Consider the following 20,415-nt stretch of genomic DNA (forward strand, 5'->3'; position numbering starts at 1 on the left):
GCGGGAGTAGCCGCACCTTGTAGTTGGCTGAGTACCCGCTGCATCGGAACTGAACGTCTCGGAAACGGGAAGTACCGGCAAGTAACATCGTCGTTGATGGACCGTGAACAGCTCGACGCGGACGGCGGTGCCCCCAACACGGCCCATCCTGCGATCGCAGCGGTGAACCTCACGCTGGGTTTCGGCGCCAAAACCGTACTCGATGGGGTGAGCCTGGACTTTCCGGCGCGCGCGGTCACGTCCTTGCTGGGGCCCACCGGCTCCGGTAAGACGACCTTCCTGCGGACCCTGAACCGGATGAACGACAAAGTCTCCGGTTTCCGGCACAGCGGTGACGTCCTGTTGGAAGGGCGCAGTGTCTTCAAGGATCGCGACCTGATGGAGCTGCGCCGCAGTGTCGGCATGCTGTTCCAGCGTCCCAATCCGTTCCCGATGTCGATCATGGACAACGTGGTCGCGGGTGTGCGCGCTCATAAAATGGTGGCGCGCAAGGAATTCCGAAATGTCGCCGAGGCCCGACTCACCGAGGTGGGCCTGTGGGATGCGGTCAAGGACCGGCTCGGTGATTCGCCGTTCCGGCTCTCCGGCGGTCAGCAGCAGTTGCTGTGCCTGGCCCGTGCGCTGGCGGTCAACCCGGAGGTGCTGCTGCTCGACGAACCCACCTCCTCGCTGGACCCGACCACCACCGAGAAAATCGAAGGACTCATTCGATCGCTCGCCGATCGCCTGACCGTGGTCATGGTGACCCATGATCTCGCTCAGGCCGCCCGCACCGGTGACCGGACCGCCTTCTTCTTCGAAGGCAGGCTGGTCGAGGAAGGGCCCACCGAACAGTTGTTCCTGTCGCCGAAACATGCCGAAACAGTCCGCTACTTCGCCCCGTTTCGGCCGGCCGACGGGTCGAATCGGGGTTCCCCGACGGCGGCGGGGACCCGCGGGGAAGCGAGGACGTGAACCCTCGTCTGGGCGCGCTGCTGGCCGTGGTGACCGCCGCACCGCTGGCCCTGGGAGTCGCGGCCTGCGGTTCGGGGCCGACGGGTGGTTCGCCGAATCTCGGGTCCGCCGCCGGGAGCGTCGCCACCGCGCCGGCGGCGTCCAGGGTGGAGTTGACGGAGACCGGCAGCACCCTGCTCTACCCACTGTTCAGTGAGTGGGGTCCCGCATTTCACCAGAAGTACCCGAACGTCACCGTCGCCACCCAGGGCAGCGGTTCGGGCGCGGGGATCTCCCAGGCGGCGGCCGGGACGGTGACCATCGGCGCCTCCGATGCCTACCTGTCCGAGGGCGACATGGCCGCGCACAAGGGACTGATGAACATCGCCTTGGCCATTTCGGCTCAGCAGGTCAACTACAACCTGCCCGGCGTCCACCAACACCTCAGGCTCAATGGCAAGGTGCTGGCCGCGATGTATCGGGGCACGATCAAGACCTGGAGCGACCCGCAGGTCGCGGCCCTCAACCCCGGCTTGCAGCTGCCCGACACCCCGGTGGTCCCGCTGCACCGCTCCGACGGGTCCGGTAGCACATTCCAGTTCACCCAGTACCTGTCCAAGCAGGACCCCGACGGCTGGGGCCGCTCACCCGGCTTTGGCACCAGCGTCGACTTCCCCCCGGTGCCCGGCGCGCTGGGCGAGAACGGCGATGGCGCCATGGTGACCGGCTGCGCCGCGAACCCCGGCTGCGTCGCCTACACCAGCATCGGCTCCCTCGACGCAGCCGACCAGCAGGGGCTCGGTGAGGCGAAGCTGGGCAACGCCTCCGGTAAGTACCTGCTGCCCAAAGCCAAGACCATTGGGGCCGCGGCCACCGACTTCGCTTCGACGACGCCGGCGAACCAGGCGATCTCGCTGATCAACGGCCCGGCTGCCGACGGGTACCCGATCATCAACTACGAGTACGCGATCGTCAACAGCAACCAAACCGATGGCGCCACCGCGCAGACGCTGCAGGCGTTCCTGCACTGGGCGGTGACCGAGGGTAACTCCCCCACATTCCTGGACAAGGTTCACTTTCAGCCGTTGCCGGACTCGGTGGTGAAGTTGTCGGTCGCCCAGATCGCAAAGATCGGCGGATGAAGTAACGCAAGGGAATTGATACGGAAAGGTGGAAATATCGTGAAGACTCGTTTGGGTAAGTTGCTGGCGCTGGCGGCCACGGCACCGCTGGTGTTGGCCGCGGGCGCCTGCGGTTCGAACTCGACGGGCGGTTCGTCGAACCCGGGGGGTGGCGGCGGCCCGGTCGCCACGACGCCGGCGACATCGCCGGTGACATTGTCGGAGACCGGCAGCACACTGCTGTACCCACTGTTCAACCTGTGGGCCCCGGCCTATCACGACAAGTACTCGAACGTCACGATCACTCCCCAGGGCACGGGTTCCGGTACCGGGATCTCCCAGGCGGCGGCCGGGGCGGTCAACATCGGCGCCTCCGACGCCTACCTGTCCGAGGGCGACATGGCCCAGCACAAGGGGCTGATGAACATCGCCTTGGCCATCTCGGCGCAGCAGGTCAACTACAACCTGCCCGGCGTCACGGAACACCTCAAACTGAACGGCAAAGTGCTGGCCGCCATGTACCAGGGCACGATCAAAACCTGGAACGACCCGCAGATCACCGGCCTCAACCCCGGTGTGAATCTGCCCGCCACCCCGGTGATCCCGCTGCACCGCTCCGACGGGTCCGGTGACACCTTCCTGTTCACCCAGTACCTGTCCAAGCAAGACCCCGACGGCTGGGGCCGCTCGCCCGGCTTCGGCACGACCGTCGACTTCCCGGCGGTACCGGGCGCGCTGGGCGAGAACGGCAACGGCGGCATGGTGACCGGTTGCGCGAACACTCCCGGCTGCGTGGCCTACATCGGCATCAGCTTCCTCGACCAGGCCGGCCAGAAGGGGCTGGGCGAGGCGCAGCTGGCAAATGCCTCCGGTAAGTACCTGATTCCCGACGCCCAGAGCATTCAGGCCGAGGCCGCCGGCTTCGCGTCGACGACGCCCGCGAACCAGGCGATCTCGCTGATCAACGGTCCGGCCGCCGACGGATACCCGATCGTCAACTACGAGTACGCCATCGTCAACGGCAGCCAGAAGGACGGCGCCACCGCCCAGACACTGCAGGCTTTCCTGCACTGGGCAATCACCGACGGCAACAACGCCTCGTTCCTGGACAAGGTTCACTTCCAGCCGTTGCCGGCCCCGGTGGTGAAGTTGTCGGACGCCCAGATCGCCAAGATCAGCGCCCAATAGGAATTCGGTGACCGACTCGGTGTCGCGCGCGCTGGCCCGGATTCGCGGCGCGAGTCGCGCGGGTCTCGCTGTTCGTTCGCTGGGTGCGGTGGGTGCGGTGATTCCGCTGCTCGCGCTGATATTCGTGCTGACGACGCTGCTCCTCGAGGCGCTGCCCGCGATCAGGGTCAACGGGCTGCACTTTTTCACCGCGACCGACTGGAACCCGGGCAACACCTATGGCGACGCCGTCGTCACCCGCGGTGTCCAGCACCCGGTCGGCGCGTACTACGGGGCGTTGCCGCTGATCGTCGGGACGCTGGCGACCTCGGCGATAGCTCTGATCATCGCCGTGCCGGTGTCGATCGGCGCGGCGCTGGTGATCGTGGAACGGTTGCCGAGACGTCTCGCGTCGGCCATCGGCATGGTGCTCGAATTGCTCGCCGGCATCCCGAGCGTCATCGTCGGGCTTTGGGGCGCAATGACTTTCGGGCCGTTCATCGCCCATCACGTCGCTCCGGTGATCGCCCGTAACGCTCCCGATGTGCCGGTGCTGAACTACTTCCGCGGCAACACCGGCAACGGCGAGGGCTTATTGGTGTCCGGCCTGGTGCTGGCGGTGATGGTCATTCCCATCATCGCCAGCACTACCCGCGATCTGATCCGACAGGTGCCGGTGCTGCCGCGCGAGGGTGCGGTCGCGCTGGGGATGACCGACTGGGAGTGCGCGCGACGCGTCACCCTGCCGTGGGTGTCGAGCGGCATCGTCGGCGCCGTGGTGCTGGGGCTTGGACGCGCGTTGGGAGAGACGATGGCGGTCGCCATGGTGTCGGGTGCGGTGTTGGGCGCGATGCCCGCCAACATCTACGCGACGATGACCACCATCGCCGCCACCGTTGTGTCGCAGTTGGATTCGGCGATGACCGACTTCACCAACTTCGCGGTGAAGACCCTCGCCGAGGTCTCGCTGGTGCTGATGGTGATCACGTTGCTGACGAATGTGGCGGCTCGCGCGCTGGTGCGCCGGGTGTCGGGTACCGCGCTACCGGTGGGACGAGGTGTCTGAAGTGAGCACAACGAGGCGCAAGATCGTCAACGCTCTGTTCTGGGCCGCCTGCGTGTGCTGTTTGGCGGTGGTGGTCGTGCCGACGCTGTGGATGCTGATCGAAGTCATCGGCCGTGCGCTGCCGGTGTTCCACTGGCGCGTGCTGGTAACCGACACGCGCGGCAACGGCGGTGGCCTGCGCAACGCCATCATCGGCACCGTGGTCGTCGGCGTCGGGGTCATGTTGGTGGGCGGCTCGGTGAGCGTGTTGACCGGGATCTATCTCTCCGAATTCGCCGGCGGCAGAACGCGATCGGTTCTGCGCGGCGCCTACGAGGTCTTGTCCGGCATCCCGTCGATCGTGCTCGGCTACGTCGGCTATGTGGCACTCGTCGTGACGTTCCACTGGGGGTTTTCCCTGGCGGCGGGGGTGCTGACGCTCTCGGCGATGAGCATTCCGTACATCGCCAAGGCCACCGAGTCCGCGCTTTCTCAGGTGCCCACGTCCTACCGGGAGGGGGCGGAGGCGCTCGGGTTGCCGCTCGGTTGGACCCTGCGCAAAATCGTCCTCAAGTCGGCGATCCCCGGAATCGTCACCGGTCTGCTGGTAGCGCTCGCACTGGCGGTCGGCGAGACGGCGCCGATGCTGTACACCGCGGGCTGGTCGAATTCCGCCCCGACCGGAAAGCTCACCGACTCACCGGTCGGTTACCTGACCTACCCGATCTGGACCTTCTACAACCTGCCGTCGAAGACGGCTCGCGCCCTGTCCTATGACGCGGCGTTGCTGCTGATCGTATTCGTATTGCTGCTGATCATCCTCGGCCGGCTGATCACCTGGTTGGCACGGCGACACTCCGAATCGGTATAGCCGGTTCTGCTGCCGGGCACCGATCAGCGCAGCAGCGCCCGCGACATCACCACCCGCTGAATCTGGTTGGTGCCCTCGTAGATCTGGGTGATCTTGGCGTCGCGCATCATCCGCTCGACCGGGAAGTCGGTGGTGTAACCGGCGCCGCCGAACAGCTGCACGGCCGCCTCCGTCACGTCCATGGCGGTGTCGGAGGCGAAGCACTTCGCGGCCGCGGAGATGAATCCGAGATTCGGCTCGCCGCGTTCGGCGCGGGCGGCGGCGGTGTACACCATCAGGCGGGCCGCTTCGACTTTCATCGCCATGTCGGCGAGCTCGAACTGCACACCCTGGAACTCGGCGATCGACTTGCCGAACTGCTTGCGGTCCTTGGTGTAGGCAACGGCGGCGTCCACCGCGCCCTGCGCGAGGCCCACGGCCTGCGCGCCGACGGTGGGCCGGGTGTGGTCGAGGGTCTGCAGCGCGGTCTTGAACCCGGTGCCCGGTTCGCCGATGATCCGATCGCCGGGGATGCGGCAGTTCTCGAAGTACAACTCGGTGGTGGGCGAGCCCTTGATGCCCATCTTCTTTTCCTTCGGGCCGAAGCTGAACCCCTCGTCGTCCTTGTGCACCATGAACGCCGAGATGCCGTTGGGGCCCTTGTCCGGGTCGGTCACCGCCATCACGGTGTACCAGGTCGACTTGCCGCCGTTGGTGATCCAGCACTTGGTGCCGTTGAGGATCCAGTCGTCGCCGTCGGCCTTGGCCCGGGTCCGCATCGACGCCGCGTCGCTTCCGGCCTCGCGCTCGCTCAACGCGTAGGAGGCCATCGCGCCCTCGGTGGCCAGCGACGGCAGCACCTGCTTCTTCAGCTCCTCGGAACCCTGCAGGATCAGGCCCATGGTGCCCAGCTTGTTCACCGCGGGGATCAGCGAGGCGGATCCGTCGACGCGGGCCACCTCCTCGATCACGATGCACGCCGCGACGGCGTCCGCGCCCTGGCCGCCGTACTCCTCGGGAATGTGGACGGCGTTGAACCCGGACGCGTTCAGCGCGTCGAGGGCCTCCTGCGGAAAGCGGGAATTCTCGTCCACGTCGGCGGCGTGCGGGGCGATCTCCCGTTCGGCCAGCGCCCGAATCGTGGCCCGCAATTCCTGGTGCTCCTCGGGCAATTGGAACAGGTCGAACGCGGGGTCTCCGGCCCACCGAGCCATCTTGGCCTCCTAGTCTGCGTGCTACTCGCCGGTAACTTTAGCCTGGCGCTCCTGCAGGGCCGCATCCTTGGCCCGCACGCTCTCCGCGAGCTCCTGCTGAAAGGCGACGATCCGCGCGCGCAGCCGCGGGTCCGACGAGCCGAGCATGCGCACGGCCAGCAGGCCCGCGTTGCGGGCGCCGCCGATGGAGACCGTGGCGACCGGGACGCCCGCCGGCATCTGCACGATCGACAGCAGGGAGTCGAGGCCGTCCAGCCGCGCCAGCGGCACCGGGACGCCGATCACCGGCAGCGGCGTCGCGGCGGCGACCATCCCCGGCAGGTGGGCGGCGCCGCCGGCGCCGGCGATGATCACCTCGATGCCGCGGTCGGCCGCGCCGCGGGCGTAGTCGAGCATCGCCGCCGGGGTGCGGTGCGCCGAGACCACCCGCACCTCGGCCGGGATGTCGAACTCGGCCAGCGCCGCCGCGGCGTCGGCCATCACCGACCAGTCGCTGTCGCTGCCCATGATCACCGCGACGCGGGGCCGGACCTGTTTAGTCATGTGGATCCCATCCATTGAGCCACTGCCCGTGTGACAACCAGTGTGCCGCCGCCTCGGCGCGTTCACGCAGCTTCGCCAGGTCGGCCATGTCGGCGCCCAGGAAGTTGACGTGGCCGACCTTGCGCCCGGGCCTCTCCTGCTTGCCGTACAGGTGCACCCGGGCGTCGGGCATCCGGCCAAACAGATGGTGCAGCCGCTCGTCGACGGTCATCGCCGGCGGCTGCGCGGCGCCCAGCACGTTGGCCATCACGGTGACCGGCGCGATGGCGTCGGTGTCGCCGAGCGGATAGTCCAGCACCGCGCGCAGGTGCTGCTCGAACTGGCCGGTGCGCGACCCGTCCATGGTCCAGTGCCCGGAGTTGTGCGGCCGCATCGCCAGCTCGTTGACCAGCAGCGCGCCGTCGGCGGTCTCGAACAGCTCGACCGCGAGCACGCCGACCACGCCGAGCTCGTCGGCCAACCGCAGCGCCAGCCGCTGCGCGGCCGCCGCCACCTCCTCGGGCAGCCGCGGCGCGGGCGCGATCACCTGCACGCAGATCCCGTCGCGCTGCACGGTCTCGACGACCGGCCACGCGGCGCCCTGGCCGAACGGCGAGCGGGCCACCAGCGCCGACAGTTCGCGGCGCAGGTTCACCTGCTCCTCGGCCATCACCGGCACGCCATCGTCGAGGAAGGCGGTCGCGATCTCGCGGGCGTGCGACGGGTCGCGGGCCATCCGAACCCCGCGCCCGTCGTAGCCGCCGCGGACCGCCTTCACGACCACGGGGCCGGCCGTGCGGTGCGCGAAGGCGTCGAGCTCGTCGACGCTCCGTATTTCCGCGTAGCGCGGCACCGGGGCGCCCAGCACCTCCAGCCGCCGCCGCATCACGAGCTTGTCCTGCGCGTGCACCAGGGCCTGCGGCGGCGGCGCCACGTTGACGCCCTCGGCGACCAGCTTCTCCAGCAGGCCGGTCGGGACGTGCTCGTGGTCGAAGGTCAGCACCGTCGCGCCCTCGGCGACCCGGCGCACGTCGTCCAGGTCGGTGTGCGAGCCGATCACCACGTCGGGGGTGACCTGCGCGGCGGACTCGTCGGCGGAGGTGGCCAGCACCCGCAGGGTCTGCCCCAGCGCGATCGCGGCCTGATGGGTCATCCGGGCGAGCTGACCGCCGCCGACCATGGCGACCAGGGGGGCTGCCAGCGGGCTGAGTGAACTGGGCACGGCCATCATGGTGTCATGGCCCCCGGCGGTGTGTTGACCGGCCGTGACACAGAATCGTTAGGTACCATTTTGCGTCGATTTCGCGTCCGCCCGTACACTGGCGAGTTGTGTCCTTCGCCGAAGCCACAATCGCGCGTTTGCCCGGGATCGTTCAGCCGTTTGCGCAGCGCCATCATGAACTGATCAAATTCGCCATCGTCGGTGGCACCACGTTCATCATCGACTCGGCGATCTTCTACACCCTCAAGCTGACCATCCTCGAGCCCAAGCCGGTGACCGCCAAGGTCATCGCCGGCATCGTCGCCGTCATCGCGTCCTACGTGCTGAACCGGGAGTGGAGCTTCCGCGACCGCGGCGGGCGCGAGCGCCACCACGAGGCGCTGCTGTTCTTCGCGTTCAGCGGCGTGGGCGTGCTGCTGTCCATGGCCCCGCTGTGGATCTCCAGCTACGTTCTGCAGTTGCGGGTGCCGACGGTCTCGCTGACGGTGGAGAACGTCGCCGACTTCATCTCGGCCTACATCATCGGCAACCTGCTGCAGATGGCATTCCGGTTCTGGGCGTTCCGCCGCTGGGTGTTCCCCGACGAGTTCGCGCGCAGCCCCGACAAGGCGCTGGAGTCCGTCCTCACCGCCGGCGGCATCGCCGAGATGCTCGAGGACGAGATCGAAGGGGGCAACGTCACCCTGCTGCGCGCGTGGCGCAACCGCCGGGCCGCCCGGCTGGGTCAGCTCGGCGATTCCTCGGAACCCAGGGTGTCGAAGACTTCGTGATACAGCAGCGCGTGCACCTCGCGCAGCCGCGGAATGTTGTAGAACTCCAACGGATCCTGTGATGCCGACTCGATGATCAGCGTCCCGGTCCGAAACATCCGCTCGAAAAGCTTGTCCCGGAACTCCACGCTGTTGATCCGCGCCAGCGGGATGTCGATCCCGCTGCGGGTCAGCACCCCGTGGCGAAACATCACCCTCCGGTTGGTGACGACGAAATGTGTTGTCAGCCAAGTCAAGAACGGCCACAGCGTCAGCCAGCCGACGATCACCAGCCAGACCCCCCAGATGACGCCGTGGATGATGTTCTTGGCCAGCTGCTCCCAGTGCGTGGAGTTGAGGTAGCCCGACCCGAACGCCGCGAGCGCGGTCGCTGCGATGAGAACCGTGACCGGCCAGATCAAGCGCTTCCAGTGCGGGTGGCGGTGTATGACGACCTGTTCGCCGGCGGCCAGGGCGTTGTCCGGGTAGCTCATGGTCGCGAAGTTACCGCAAATGCACGACGTCACCGGCCGAAACGACGACGGTCTCCGTGCCGGTCTCCACACACAGCCGGCCCTGGTCGTCGACGGCGCTCGCGGTCCCGACGACCTCCCTGCCGCCGGGCAGCTCGGCGCGCACCCGGGTGCCGATGGTCAGGCTGCGGGCGCGGTAGTCGGCGGCCAGCTGCCAGTCGGCGCCGCGTGCGAGCCGCCAGGTGGTGATGCGGCCGCCGAGTTCGCGCAGCACGTCGGCGACCAGCCGGTCGCGGTCGGGCGTGGGCACCCCGAGGTCCAGCAGCGAGGTCGCCCCGGTGCCGTCGACCTCCTCGGGCGCCTGAGTCACGTTGAGCCCCAAGCCAATTACCACCACCGGCCTCGCCACCTCGGAAAGGATGCCGGCCAGCTTGCCGCCCCCGGCCAACACGTCGTTGGGCCACTTGAGCCCGACTTCAACGCCGGCCGGTTCGAGCAGCGGGGCCACCGCGTCGACCACCGCCACACCGGTGGCCAGCGACAGCCAGCCCCACCCCTCCGTCGGGACGTCGACGACGCTGACGCCGACCGACATGGTGATCTGGGCGCGCGCCGACGCCGACCAGCCGCGGCCATGGCGCCCGCGACCGGCGGTCTGGTGTTCGGCGATCAGCACCGCCCCGGCGACGTCGTCACCGGACTCGGCCCGCGCCAGCAGGTCGGCGTTGGTGGAGCCGGTCTGCTCGACGACGTCGAGCTGCCGCCAGCCCAGCCCGGTCCCGATCAGCTCGGCCCGCAGCGCGGCCTGGTTCAACGGCGTTCTCAGCTGATCCCGGTCCATCACGGCCCAGCTTAGGGCTGCCGATAACATCGAGTCCCATGACAAGCGTTTCGGACCACACCGCAGAGCGGTCCACCGAGCACACCATCGACATCCACACCACCGCGGGCAAGCTGGCCGAGCTGCACAAGCGCCGGGAGGAGTCGCTGCACCCGGTGGGTGAAGAGGCCGTCGAAAAGGTGCACGCCAAGGGCAAGCTGACGGCCCGCGAGCGCATCCTCGCGCTGCTCGACGAGGACTCGTTCGTCGAGCTCGACGCCCTGGCCCGGCACCGCAGCACCAACTTCGGCCTGGAGGCGAACCGGCCCCTCGGCGACGGCGTGATCACCGGCTACGGCACCATCGACAGCCGCGACGTGTGCATCTTCAGCCAGGACGCCACGGTGTTCGGCGGCAGCCTGGGCGAGGTGTACGGCGAGAAGATCGTCAAGGTGCAGGAGCTGGCGATCAAGACCGGCCGCCCGCTGATCGGCATCAACGACGGCGCGGGGGCGCGCATTCAGGAGGGTGTCGTCTCGCTGGGCCTGTACAGCCGCATCTTCCGCAACAACATCCTGGCCTCCGGCGTCATCCCGCAGATCTCGCTGATCATGGGCGCCGCCGCGGGCGGGCACGTGTACTCGCCGGCGCTGACCGACTTCGTGGTGATGGTCGACCAGACCAGTCAGATGTTCATCACCGGACCCGACGTCATCAAGACGGTCACCGGTGAGGACGTCACCATGGAGGAGCTCGGCGGCGCCCACACCCACATGGCCAAGTCCGGCACCGCGCACTACGTCGCCTCGGGCGAGCAGGACGCCTTCGAATGGGTCCGCGACCTGCTGAGCTACCTGCCGCCCAACAACGCGACCGACCCGCCCCGCTACGCCGCGCCCATCCCGGAGGGCCCCATCGAGGACAACCTCACCGACGAGGACATCGAGCTCGACACGCTGATCCCGGACTCGCCCAACCAGCCCTACGACATGCACGAGGTGATCACCCGCATCCTCGACGACGACGAGTTCCTGGAGATCCAGAACGGTTACGCCCAGAACATCGTCGTCGGGTTCGGCCGCATCGAGGGCCGGCCGGTCGGGATCGTGGCCAACCAGCCGACCCACTTCGCCGGCTGCCTGGACATCGACGCCTCGGAGAAGGCGGCCCGCTTCGTGCGGACCTGCGACTGCTTCAACATCCCGATCGTGATGCTGGTGGACGTGCCGGGCTTCCTGCCGGGCACCGGCCAGGAATACAACGGCATCATCCGGCGCGGCGCCAAGCTGCTGTTCGCCTACGGCGAGGCCACCGTCCCGAAGATCACCGTGATCACCCGCAAGGCCTACGGCGGGGCCTACTGCGTCATGGGCTCCAAGGACATGGGCTGCGACGTCAACATCGCGTGGCCGACGGCCCAGATCGCGGTGATGGGCGCCTCCGGCGCGGTCGGGTTCGTCTACCGCAAGCAGCTGGCCGAGGCCGCCAAGGAGGGCAAGGACGTCGACGCGCTGCGGCTGCAGCTGCAGCAGGAGTACGAGGACACGCTGGTGAACCCGTACGTCGCGGCCGAGCGCGGCTACGTCGACGCGGTGATCCCGCCGTCGCACACGCGCGGCTACATCGGCACCGCGCTGCGCCTGATGGAGCGCAAGATCGCGCACCTGCCGCCCAAGAAGCACGGGAACATCCCGCTGTGAGCGCTGTGACCGAGGAACACGCACACGAGCCGCACATCCGGATCCTCAAGGGGCAACCCAGCGCCGAGGAGCTGGCCGCGCTGATCGCGGTGCTGGGCTGCGCCGGGAGTGCGCCGGCACCGCCGCAGCCCGAGCGCACCCGCTGGGGGCTCCCGGTGGACCGGCTGCGCTTCGCGATGTCCAACTACCAGCGGCTCACCATGCAGCAAATGACCCACATGCGGCATTGACCCGGGTGGTGCTGGCGTCGGCCTCGCCGGGCCGGCTCAAGGTGCTGCGCCAGGCCGGCATCGATCCGCTGGTCGTCGTCTCCGGGGTCGACGAGGACCGCATCGCCGCCGCCCTGGGCCCGGACGCCTCGCCCGACGAAATGGTGTGCGCCCTGGCGCGGGCCAAGGCCGAACGGGTGGCCGACGGGCTGGACGGCTCGGTTTCCGCCGATTGCGTTGTGATCGGCTGCGATTCGATGCTCTACATCGACGGCCGGCTGTGCGGCAAGCCACAGTCCGGCGACGCCGCCCTGGACCAGTGGCGGCTGATCGCCGGCCGGCCGGGCCGGCTGCACACCGGGCACTGCCTGCTGCGGCTGCGCGACGGCGGAATAACCCACAGCGAGGTCGAATCGGCTTGTACCACAGTGCATTTCGCCGAACCCGACGACGCGGACCTGCGCGCGTACGTCGCGTCGGGCGAACCGCTGCACGTGGCGGGCGGTTTCACCCTGGACGGGCTGGGCGGCTGGTTCGTCGACGGGATCGACGGCGACCCGTCGAACGTGATCGGCGTGAGCCTGCCGCTGCTGCGCTCCCTGCTGCGGCGGGCCGGGCTGTCGGTGGCCGCGCTGTGGGCGACCGACATCCCCGAGACTTAATCGTTTGCGACGCGCCTCGGCGTGTCCTCGCAGACGTTTAAGTGTCGCAGCAGACCGGCGCGGGCGGCGGTGCTCGCGGCGCCAGCGGTAGGCTCGAAAGCGTGCCGTTACCCCCCGATCCACACCCGTCCCTGAAGGAATACGCCCACCCCGAACGGCTGGTCACCGCCGACTGGCTGTCCGCCAACATGGGCGCCCCCGGCCTGGCGATCGTCGAGTCCGACGAGGACGTGCTGCTCTACGACGTCGGCCACATTCCCGGCGCGGTCAAGATCGACTGGCACACGGACCTCAACGACCCCCGGGTGCGCGACTACATCAACGGCGAGCAGTTCGCCGAGCTGATGGACCGCAAGGGCATCGCCCGCGACGACACGGTGGTGATCTACGGCGACAAGAGCAACTGGTGGGCGGCCTACGCGCTGTGGGTGTTCACCCTGTTCGGCCATCCCGACGTGCGGCTGCTCAACGGCGGGCGCGACCTGTGGCTGTCCGACCGCCGCGAGACCACCCTGGAGGTCCCGACCAAGACGTCGACCGGCTACCCCGTCGTCGAGCGCAACGACGCGCCGATCCGCGCCTTCAAGGAGGACGTGCTGGGCATCCTCGGCAGCCAGCCGCTGATCGACGTGCGCTCGCCCGAGGAGTACACCGGCAAGCGCACCCACATGCCCGACTACCCCGAGGAGGGCGCGCTGCGCGCCGGCCACATCCCCACCGCCCGGTCGATCCCGTGGGGCAAGGCGGTCGACGACAGCGGCCGCTTCCGCAGCCGCAAGGAGCTGGACGAGCTGTACGGCTTCCTGCAGCCCGACGACAAGACCGTCGTCTATTGCCGCATCGGCGAGCGGTCCAGCCACACCTGGTTCGTGCTGACGCACCTGCTGGGCAAGCCCGACGTGCGCAACTACGACGGGTCCTGGACCGAGTGGGGCAACACCGTGCGGGTGCCGATCGTCGCGGGCGAAGAGCCGGGAGCCGTTTCGGTCTGATGAGCATGCCCGCCCCGCTGGCCGAGGTGGTGTCCGACTTCGCCGAAGTCCAGGGCCAGGACAAGCTGACGCTGCTGCTGGAATTCGCCAACGACCTGCCGGCGCTGCCGTCCGACCTCGAAGAGGCGGCGATGGAGCCGGTGCCCGAGTGCCAGTCGCCGCTGTTCCTGCACGTCGACGCGCACGACCCCAACCGGGTGCGGCTGTACTTCAGCGCGCCCGCCGAGGCGCCGACCACCCGCGGGTTCGCCTCGATCCTGGCCGCCGGCCTCGACGAGCAGCCCGCCGCCGACATCCTGGCGGTGCCCGAGGACTTCTACACCGACCTGGGCCTGGCCGCTCTGATCAGCCCGCTGCGGTTGCGCGGCATGTCGGCGATGCTGGCCCGCATCAAGCGCCGATTGCGCGAGACCCCTTGAAAACGTGGAATTCCGGCACCGCCTCGTCGGCGCGTCGGCGCGCCGCTTAGACTTCCCAAAGTTGTAAGAAACTCTCTTAGAGAAGCCCGCAGAAAATCCGTCTGCAGATATGCCAACAGGAGGCGCCGTGGCTAGTCACGCCAGCTCGAGGATCTCCAAGGTGCTCGTCGCCAACCGCGGCGAGATCGCTGTCCGGGTGATCCGCGCGGCCCGCGACGCGGGCCTGCCCAGCGTGGCGGTGTACGCCGAGCCGGACGCCGAGGCGCCCCACGTGCGCCTGGCCGACGAGGCGTTCGCCCTGGGTGGTCAAACGTCGGCCGAGTCCTACCTGGACTTCGGCAAGCTGCTCGACGCGGCCGCCAAGTCCGGCGCCAACGCCGTCCACCCCGGCTACGGCTTCCTGTCGGAGAACGCCGACTTCGCCCAGGCGGTCATCGACGCCGGCCTGATCTGGATCGGGCCCAGCCCGCAGTCGATCCGCGACCTCGGCGACAAGGTCACCGCCCGCCACATCGCCGCCCGCGCGCAGGCGCCGCTGGTCCCCGGCACGCCCGACCCGGTCAAGGACGCCGACGAGGTGGTGGCCTTCGCCAAGGAGTACGGCGTGCCGATCGCGATCAAGGCGGCCTTCGGCGGCGGCGGCAAGGGCATGAAGGTGGCCCGCACCCTCGAGGAGATCCCCGAGCTCTACGAGTCGGCGGTGCGCGAGGCGACGGCCGCGTTCGGCCGCGGTGAGTGCTTCGTCGAGCGCTACCTCGACAAGCCCCGCCACGTCGAGGCGCAGGTGATCGCCGACCAGCACGGCAACGTCGTCGTCGCCGGCACCCGCGACTGCTCGCTGCAGCGCCGCTACCAGAAGCTGGTCGAGGAGGCGCCGGCGCCGTTCCTGACCGACGCGCAGCGCAAGGAGATCCACGAGTCGGCCAAGCGGATCTGCAAGGAGGCCCACTACTACGGCGCCGGGACGGTGGAGTTCCTGGTCGGCCAGGACGGCCTGATCTCGTTCCTGGAGGTCAACACCCGGCTGCAGGTCGAGCACCCGGTGACCGAGGAAACCGCGGGAGTGGACCTGGTGCTGCAGCAGTTCCGGATCGCCAACGGCGAGAAGCTCGACATCACCGAGGACCCCACGCCGCGCGGGCACGCCATCGAGTTCCGCATCAACGGCGAGGACGCCGGCCGCAACTTCCTTCCCGCGCCGGGCCCGGTGAACAAGTTCCACCCGCCGTCGGGCCCGGGCGTGCGGCTGGACTCCGGGGTGGAGACCGGCTCGGTGATCGGCGGCCAGTTCGACTCCATGCTGGCCAAGCTGATCGTGCACGGCGGCACGCGGGCCGAGGCGCTGGCGCGGGCGCGTCGGGCGCTCGACGAGTTCGAGGTCGAGGGGCTGGCCACCGTCATCCCGTTCCACCGGGCTATCGTGCGCGACCCGGCGTTCATCGGCGACGACGACGGCTTCTCGGTGCACACCCGCTGGATCGAGACCGAGTGGAACAACACCGTCGAGCCCTTCACCGGCGCCGAGCCGCTCGACGACGAGGACGCAAGGCCGCGGCAGAAGGTCGTGGTCGAGGTCGGCGGACGCCGGCTGGAGGTGTCGTTGCCCGCGGACCTGGCGCTGTCCAACGGCGCCACCACCGACGCCGTCGGCGCGATCCGCAAGAAGCCCAAGCCGCGCAAGCGGGGATCGCACTCCGGCGCCGCGGCCTCGGGTGACGCCGTGACCGCGCCGATGCAGGGCACCGTGGTCAAGGTCGCGGTCGAGGAGGGGCAGCAGGTCGCCGCCGGCGATCTGGTGGTGGTCCTCGAGGCGATGAAGATGGAGAACCCGGTCACCGCGCACAAGGACGGCACCATCACCGGGCTCGCGGTCGAAGCCGGCGCCGCCATCACCCAGGGCACGGTGCTCGCCGAGATCAAATAGGCGCCCGACCAGCGTTCCTGAGAATCGGTTCAGAGAATTCACAGAACATTGTCGGACTGCGCCGGCCGCGGGTAGGGTTCAGGACAGGTTGAGTTCACAGCCGCCCGGATACGTCGATGACGCAGGGTTGAGCGAATTCCCTGGCCCCGACAGCAATTACCAGGTCGGCCGGCGTATCCACAGCACGAATCCTCCGGTAGTGAGGGAGTGAGTAAGCATGTCTGTGGCCCAATCTTGGCAACAAAGCCGCACGGCCCAATTCAGTGCCCGCAGAGAACCGGCGGGCACGGTGATCACAGTCGACGGTGAACTCGACGCCGCCAACTCTGACCAGCTCGTCGCCTACGTGCAGCGCAGCGTCAGCCCGTCGCGGCGGGTGATCCTGGACCTGCGCGGCCTGGAATTCATTGGCACCGCCGGTTTTTCGGCGCTGCATCGAATCAACGTGGTGTGCTCGGCCGCCCAGGCGTCCTGGGCGATGGTGACGAGCGCGGCGGTGTCGCGGTTGCTGCGGCTCTGCGACCCCGACGGCGCGCTGCCGGTGACGACGCCGGCCGACGAGCCGCTGCTGAAGTCCATCGCCTGGGCCGCGAGCCAGGCTCAGCGGCCGCTACTGCAGCTGGTCCCGCAGACGGGCTAGCGATTTGGACAGCAGCCGGGACACGTGCATCTGCGAGATGCCGACCCGCTCGGCGATCTGCGTCTGCGTCATCGACTCAAAGAACCGCAGTACCAACACCGTTCGCTCCCGCTCGGGCAGCGCCTCGAGCAGGGGGCGCAGCGACTCCCGGTTCTCGATCTGATCCAGCCCCGCGTCGACGTCGCCCAGGGTGTCGGCGATCGCGCGGGCGTCGTCGTCGTCGCTGCCGCCGCCGCTGTCGATGGACAGGGTGTTGTACGAGCTGCCCGCGACCAGGCCCTCGATCACCTCGTCGCGGTCCATTCCCAGTTCGCCGGCGAGCTCGGTCGCGGTCGGGGCCCGGCCCAGCCGCTGCGACAGGTCGGCGGTGGCGGTGCCGAGCCGCAGGTGCAGTTCCTTCAGGCGCCGGGGAACCTTGACCGACCAGCTGTTGTCGCGGAAGTGCCGCCGGACCTCACCCATGATGGTGGGCACCGCGAACGAGACGAAGTCGGACCCCGCGTCGATGTCGAACCGGACGACCGCGTTGACCAAGCCGACCCGCGCGACCTGAACCAGGTCGTCGCGCGGTTCGCCCCGGCCCTCGAACCGCCGGGCGATGTGATCGGCCAGCGGCAGGCAGCGCTCGACGATCTTGTCGCGCTGGCGCTGGAATTCCATCGAGTCGGCGGGGAAGGTGGCCAACTCCCGGAACATGTCCGGAACGTCCGCGTACTCGTTCGGGCGCGAATCCGAACGGCCGGCATCTCGGGCCGTCACCTGCCGGCGGCCGCCTTCCGCGCCGTCAGCGCAATGCCGAAAACGCTGCCGGTTTCGCTGGGCTCGCGACCGTCGTGGAAAGTCTGGACGTCGTCGGCCAACGACGTCAGCACGTGCCAGCTGAAGCTGCCGGGCGCCACCACGTCATGGGTGTCGCACGCGGCGGACGCCTCCACTATCAACTCGTCGTCTCGCGGGTCGACCACGACGACGAGCGTTGCATCGGGGGTGGCCGACCGGATCAACCGGGTGCACACTTCGTCGACCGCGAGGCGCAGGTCCGCCACGGCGTCGAAATCCAGGTCCTCGAAGGTGCCGATCGCACCGACCAGGGTCCGCAGCATGGCGAGGTTCTCCAGGCGTGCGGCCACATGCACCTCGACGGCGCGTTGCCCCCGTTGGCGCTTGTCACCGCGCAATAGCGCATCGGTCATATGGTCTCCCGGCAATGTTTTACTGACACTACTTTCGCCTTGCGGGCCGCCTTCGACCTCGTGATCGAGCCGGTTAGTCATGGTTCCCGCCGGGTATTACACCCGATATGAACGGGCCTGACACGACCGACACGGTTCGGACGCGCCGGCTCAAACGCGTCGCGGTCATCGCCGGGATCACGCTGGTCGTATTGCTTGTTGTCGCGATAGCCATCTACGTTGGTGCTTTCGTGATTCTGTCCCCCATGATGGGGTAACCACGCTAATCATTGCGGCACTCAATCATGGTCTAGACCAGGTACCCGCTCTACGGGGCGGGTAACCCCATTCAGGCGTGGGTTTCCTGACGCGCGTCCGGAGCGTTTCCGATGAGCCTTACCGGGCCCCTGCGTGCGACCTACACTTGACGTCATGAGGCAAATTCTGCTGCGGGCAGTTGTGCTTCTGGCGCCGTGGGCGATCGGGCTGCTCGTGGCGGCGTGGGTGGTTCCCGGCGTTTCGGTGACGGCTTCCGGGTTCATCGTCGCCGTCGTGCTGTTCTCGGTGTCGCAGGCGATCCTGTCGCTGTGGATCCTGAAGTTGCCCCGGGCCTACGCGTCGCTCCTGCTCGGGGCCACCGGCCTGGCGTTGACGATCGTCGCGTTGGGTCTGGCCACGCAATTGACCCACGGGATCACCATCGGTGGCGCCGCATCCTGGGTCGCCACCACCGTCGTGGTCTGGCTGGTGACGACGGTCGGGGCGATTTCGCTGCCCGAGACGCTGGTTCGCGGCCCGGCCGGCTCGACCTGACCGAAACCTGACCAAAACGGTAGTCGCCCGAACGGCTGCGCCGCTGGTCAGCGGTGGATTTGCGGTTTCGCAAGGCCCGCCGAATGGGTAGCATTTCGGGTATCTCATCCGATGACGGAGGGAGAGGTTGATGGGAGACAGGCATCACGACCCGACGGATCATTTCCGGACCACGCAACCCCACGCCGGCATCACGATGAAGGACAATCTCTTCTGGCCGGGGTTCATCCTGCTCGTCGTCGCGGTTGCCGGGATGATCAGCACCGCGGTCACCGCCGCCTACGGGCATTCCGAATGGCTGCCCACGACCGTGCTCGTCGCCGTGCTCGGAACGGTCGCCGGCGCGCTGTGGTTCGTCATGGAGCTGCGCCGGGTGCGCCGCATCGACGAGCAGTGGCAGATCGCCGACGCACCGCCGCGGCAGCGCGCCGCGCAAAACTAGTGAAAAGCGCTGGTCAAAGGGCCAGCACCGGGCCGGCGATCACCGGCACGCCCATGGACACCGTCAACGCGGTCAACGTCAGCAAAAACCAGCCCGCGCCGTGCCACGCCCACCAGATGCCCTCGGCGCGCCACACCCGATAGGTGCGCAGGAACGCCCAGATCCCGCCGCCGAAGAGGATCAGCGGTCCCCCGAACGCCAGCAGCGTCCGCTGGGGCGCGCCGCACGCCACCGTGTCGACGCCCGTTCCCGGACACGTGCTGACCCACAAAGCGGCCAGCACGACGAAGCCGATCCCGGCGGCCGTCGCCAGGACGGCAAAGCGGATGGCGGCGTGTACTTCGCCGTCTTCCTGGCCCAAACGGTCCCCGCGTGACCGCTCATCGGCTTTCGGCATCTGAGAACCCCCGCTTCTGGCTGCTCTTAGTCCTTCGTTCGTTACCTCATATTGGTTACCGCGTTATGAAACTGTCTGTCGAACCCGCGCTTTTCCGAGCAGCCGGGTAGGCGCATGGGAGCACATACCCAGCCCTAAACCCGGCCAAACAGCGTCCGCCGTACTTCACCGCCGCTTCACCGCCGCGGATAACCGCAGTCCGCCGGTGATCTTGAACGCCGTGAGTACTATCTGACACATGCCGACAGCCAGGAGGCGGTTATCGCCAGAGGATCGGCGCGCCGAGTTGCTCGCGCTAGGCGCGGAGGTTTTCGGGAAGCGGCCCTACGACGAGGTCCGCATCGACGAGATCGCCGAGCGCGCCGGGGTGTCCCGGGCACTGATGTATCACTACTTCCCCGACAAGCGGGCGTTCTTCGCCGCGGTCGTCAAGGACGAGGCCGATCGGCTGTACGAAACCACCAACATGGACACCGCCACCGGCCTGACGATGTTCGAAGAGGTGCGCTCCGGCGTGATGGCGTACATGGCCTACCACGAGCAGAACCCCGAGGCGGCGTGGGCGGCGTACGTCGGCCTGGGCCGGTCGGACCCGGTCCTGCTGGGCGTCGAGGACGACGCCAAGAACCGCCAGATGGAACACATCATGAGCCGCATCACCGAGCTCGTGGACAAGCTGGGGACCAAGCTTGATCCGGATGTCGAGCGGGACTTGCGGGTGATCTGCCACGGCTGGCTCGCGTTCACCTTCGAGACATGCCGGCAGCGCATCATCGACCCCACGTGCAATGCCGACCGCCTCGCCGATTCGTGCGCGCACGCGCTGTTCGACGCGATCGCCCGGGTGCCCGAGATCCCCGAGGAGCTGTCCCACGCGATGGAGACCGCGCGTCTCGAGCCGCGCTAGGGAATCGTTTTTGTCGGTGCCC

General features: G+C 68.3%; 24 protein-coding genes. 16 read left to right on the top strand and 8 right to left on the bottom strand.

The window, feature by feature from the left end; translation table 11 throughout:
• The first annotated feature begins 96 nt into the window (after positions 1-96).
• The 5 genes from AC5Y6X_RS22500 to pstA are packed head-to-tail and all read left to right on the top strand — an operon-like array spanning position 97 to position 5,137.
• Positions 97-954 (top strand): ATP-binding cassette domain-containing protein, encoded by an 858-nt coding sequence (locus AC5Y6X_RS22500; protein WP_499989423.1) that lies wholly within the window; start codon positions 97-99, stop codon positions 952-954.
• Positions 951-2,075, top strand: a complete 1,125-nt coding sequence (pstS, locus tag AC5Y6X_RS22505) for a phosphate ABC transporter substrate-binding protein PstS (RefSeq protein ID WP_499989323.1) — start codon at positions 951-953, stop codon at positions 2,073-2,075. The genes AC5Y6X_RS22500 and pstS (AC5Y6X_RS22505) overlap by 4 nt, the downstream gene beginning before the upstream one ends.
• 39 nt (positions 2,076-2,114) lie before the next feature.
• A complete protein-coding gene (gene pstS, locus AC5Y6X_RS22510) occupies positions 2,115-3,242 on the top strand; it encodes a phosphate ABC transporter substrate-binding protein PstS (RefSeq protein WP_499989325.1) in 1,128 nt (375 codons plus the stop codon).
• Positions 3,243-3,273: 31 nt separating this feature from the next.
• Entirely contained in the window at positions 3,274-4,287 is a 1,014-nt protein-coding gene (pstC, locus tag AC5Y6X_RS22515) for a phosphate ABC transporter permease subunit PstC (protein ID WP_499989424.1), read from the top strand.
• A gap of 1 nt (position 4,288) precedes the next feature.
• Positions 4,289-5,137 carry a phosphate ABC transporter permease PstA gene (gene pstA, locus AC5Y6X_RS22520; RefSeq protein WP_499989327.1) on the top strand — a complete coding sequence of 283 codons (849 nt, stop codon included), beginning with the start codon at positions 4,289-4,291 and terminating at the stop codon, positions 5,135-5,137.
• A gap of 23 nt (positions 5,138-5,160) precedes the next feature.
• Here pstA and AC5Y6X_RS22525 read toward each other — a convergent pair whose 3' ends face one another.
• Genes AC5Y6X_RS22525 through AC5Y6X_RS22535 form a run of 3 tightly spaced genes read right to left on the bottom strand, consistent with a single transcriptional unit; the run spans position 5,161 to position 8,083 of the window.
• Complete coding sequence (locus tag AC5Y6X_RS22525) at positions 5,161-6,330, bottom strand: acyl-CoA dehydrogenase (RefSeq protein WP_499989329.1); 1,170 nt, start codon at positions 6,328-6,330, stop codon at positions 5,161-5,163.
• A gap of 21 nt (positions 6,331-6,351) precedes the next feature.
• The gene (purE, locus tag AC5Y6X_RS22530; RefSeq protein WP_499989331.1) at positions 6,352-6,873 is read right to left on the bottom strand and encodes a 5-(carboxyamino)imidazole ribonucleotide mutase; all 522 of its coding nucleotides are present in this window, start codon (positions 6,871-6,873) and stop codon (positions 6,352-6,354) included.
• On the bottom strand, positions 6,866-8,083 hold the full coding sequence (locus AC5Y6X_RS22535; protein WP_499989332.1) for a 5-(carboxyamino)imidazole ribonucleotide synthase: 1,218 nt from the start codon (positions 8,081-8,083) through the stop codon (positions 6,866-6,868). The genes purE and AC5Y6X_RS22535 overlap by 8 nt, the downstream gene beginning before the upstream one ends.
• 98 nt (positions 8,084-8,181) lie before the next feature.
• Between AC5Y6X_RS22535 and AC5Y6X_RS22540 the strand changes: the two genes are divergently transcribed.
• On the top strand, positions 8,182-8,844 hold the full coding sequence (locus tag AC5Y6X_RS22540; RefSeq protein WP_324678522.1) for a GtrA family protein: 663 nt from the start codon (positions 8,182-8,184) through the stop codon (positions 8,842-8,844).
• Here the strand turns inward: AC5Y6X_RS22540 and AC5Y6X_RS22545 are convergent.
• Positions 8,799-9,317, bottom strand: coding sequence for a PH domain-containing protein (locus tag AC5Y6X_RS22545; protein ID WP_499989335.1), 519 nt, complete (start codon positions 9,315-9,317; stop codon positions 8,799-8,801). The two genes, AC5Y6X_RS22540 and AC5Y6X_RS22545, sit on opposite strands and share 46 nt — an antisense overlap.
• Positions 9,318-9,327: 10 nt before the next feature.
• A complete protein-coding gene (locus AC5Y6X_RS22550; protein WP_499989337.1) occupies positions 9,328-10,140 on the bottom strand; it encodes a biotin--[acetyl-CoA-carboxylase] ligase in 813 nt (270 codons plus the stop codon).
• Between the two features lie 35 nt (positions 10,141-10,175).
• Between AC5Y6X_RS22550 and AC5Y6X_RS22555 the strand changes: the two genes are divergently transcribed.
• From AC5Y6X_RS22555 to AC5Y6X_RS22585, 7 genes are all read left to right on the top strand, one after another.
• Positions 10,176-11,816, top strand: coding sequence for an acyl-CoA carboxylase subunit beta (locus tag AC5Y6X_RS22555; RefSeq protein WP_499989339.1), 1,641 nt, complete (start codon positions 10,176-10,178; stop codon positions 11,814-11,816).
• A complete protein-coding gene (locus tag AC5Y6X_RS22560; RefSeq protein WP_499989341.1) occupies positions 11,813-12,046 on the top strand; it encodes an acyl-CoA carboxylase subunit epsilon in 234 nt (77 codons plus the stop codon). Before AC5Y6X_RS22555 ends, AC5Y6X_RS22560 begins: the two co-directional genes overlap by 4 nt.
• A complete protein-coding gene (locus AC5Y6X_RS22565) occupies positions 12,043-12,687 on the top strand; it encodes a Maf family protein (protein ID WP_499989342.1) in 645 nt (214 codons plus the stop codon). Before AC5Y6X_RS22560 ends, AC5Y6X_RS22565 begins: the two co-directional genes overlap by 4 nt.
• 101 nt (positions 12,688-12,788) lie before the next feature.
• The gene (locus tag AC5Y6X_RS22570) at positions 12,789-13,679 is read left to right on the top strand and encodes a sulfurtransferase (protein WP_499989343.1); all 891 of its coding nucleotides are present in this window, start codon (positions 12,789-12,791) and stop codon (positions 13,677-13,679) included.
• Positions 13,679-14,098, top strand: coding sequence for a SufE family protein (locus tag AC5Y6X_RS22575; RefSeq protein ID WP_499989345.1), 420 nt, complete (start codon positions 13,679-13,681; stop codon positions 14,096-14,098). Before AC5Y6X_RS22570 ends, AC5Y6X_RS22575 begins: the two co-directional genes overlap by 1 nt.
• Positions 14,099-14,225: 127 nt before the next feature.
• Positions 14,226-16,022 carry an acetyl/propionyl/methylcrotonyl-CoA carboxylase subunit alpha gene (locus AC5Y6X_RS22580; protein WP_499989348.1) on the top strand — a complete coding sequence of 599 codons (1,797 nt, stop codon included), beginning with the start codon at positions 14,226-14,228 and terminating at the stop codon, positions 16,020-16,022.
• 217 nt (positions 16,023-16,239) lie between these two features.
• Positions 16,240-16,662, top strand: a complete 423-nt coding sequence (locus AC5Y6X_RS22585; protein ID WP_499989351.1) for an STAS domain-containing protein — start codon at positions 16,240-16,242, stop codon at positions 16,660-16,662.
• On the opposite strand, the gene AC5Y6X_RS22590 is transcribed toward AC5Y6X_RS22585, so the two are convergent.
• The gene (locus tag AC5Y6X_RS22590; RefSeq protein WP_324678542.1) at positions 16,633-17,421 is read right to left on the bottom strand and encodes an RNA polymerase sigma factor SigF; all 789 of its coding nucleotides are present in this window, start codon (positions 17,419-17,421) and stop codon (positions 16,633-16,635) included. The two genes, AC5Y6X_RS22585 and AC5Y6X_RS22590, sit on opposite strands and share 30 nt — an antisense overlap.
• Positions 17,418-17,855 carry an anti-sigma factor gene (locus AC5Y6X_RS22595; protein WP_324678544.1) on the bottom strand — a complete coding sequence of 146 codons (438 nt, stop codon included), beginning with the start codon at positions 17,853-17,855 and terminating at the stop codon, positions 17,418-17,420. Before AC5Y6X_RS22595 ends, AC5Y6X_RS22590 begins: the two co-directional genes overlap by 4 nt.
• Positions 17,856-18,266: 411 nt before the next feature.
• Between AC5Y6X_RS22595 and AC5Y6X_RS22600 the strand changes: the two genes are divergently transcribed.
• Entirely contained in the window at positions 18,267-18,647 is a 381-nt protein-coding gene (locus tag AC5Y6X_RS22600) for a hypothetical protein (RefSeq protein WP_499989354.1), read from the top strand.
• Between the two features lie 130 nt (positions 18,648-18,777).
• A complete protein-coding gene (usfY, locus tag AC5Y6X_RS22605; protein WP_499989356.1) occupies positions 18,778-19,089 on the top strand; it encodes a protein UsfY in 312 nt (103 codons plus the stop codon).
• 13 nt (positions 19,090-19,102) lie between these two features.
• Here the strand turns inward: usfY and AC5Y6X_RS22610 are convergent, their stop codons facing one another.
• Entirely contained in the window at positions 19,103-19,486 is a 384-nt protein-coding gene (locus AC5Y6X_RS22610; protein ID WP_499989358.1) for a hypothetical protein, read from the bottom strand.
• A 238-nt stretch (positions 19,487-19,724) separates the two neighbouring features.
• Here AC5Y6X_RS22610 and AC5Y6X_RS22615 point away from each other — a divergent pair, with 238 nt between their 5' ends.
• Complete coding sequence (locus AC5Y6X_RS22615; RefSeq protein ID WP_324678553.1) at positions 19,725-20,393, top strand: TetR/AcrR family transcriptional regulator; 669 nt, start codon at positions 19,725-19,727, stop codon at positions 20,391-20,393.
• Positions 20,394-20,415: the final 22 nt, after the last annotated feature.

Source organism: Mycobacterium sp. NGS26, from assembly GCF_059813025.1.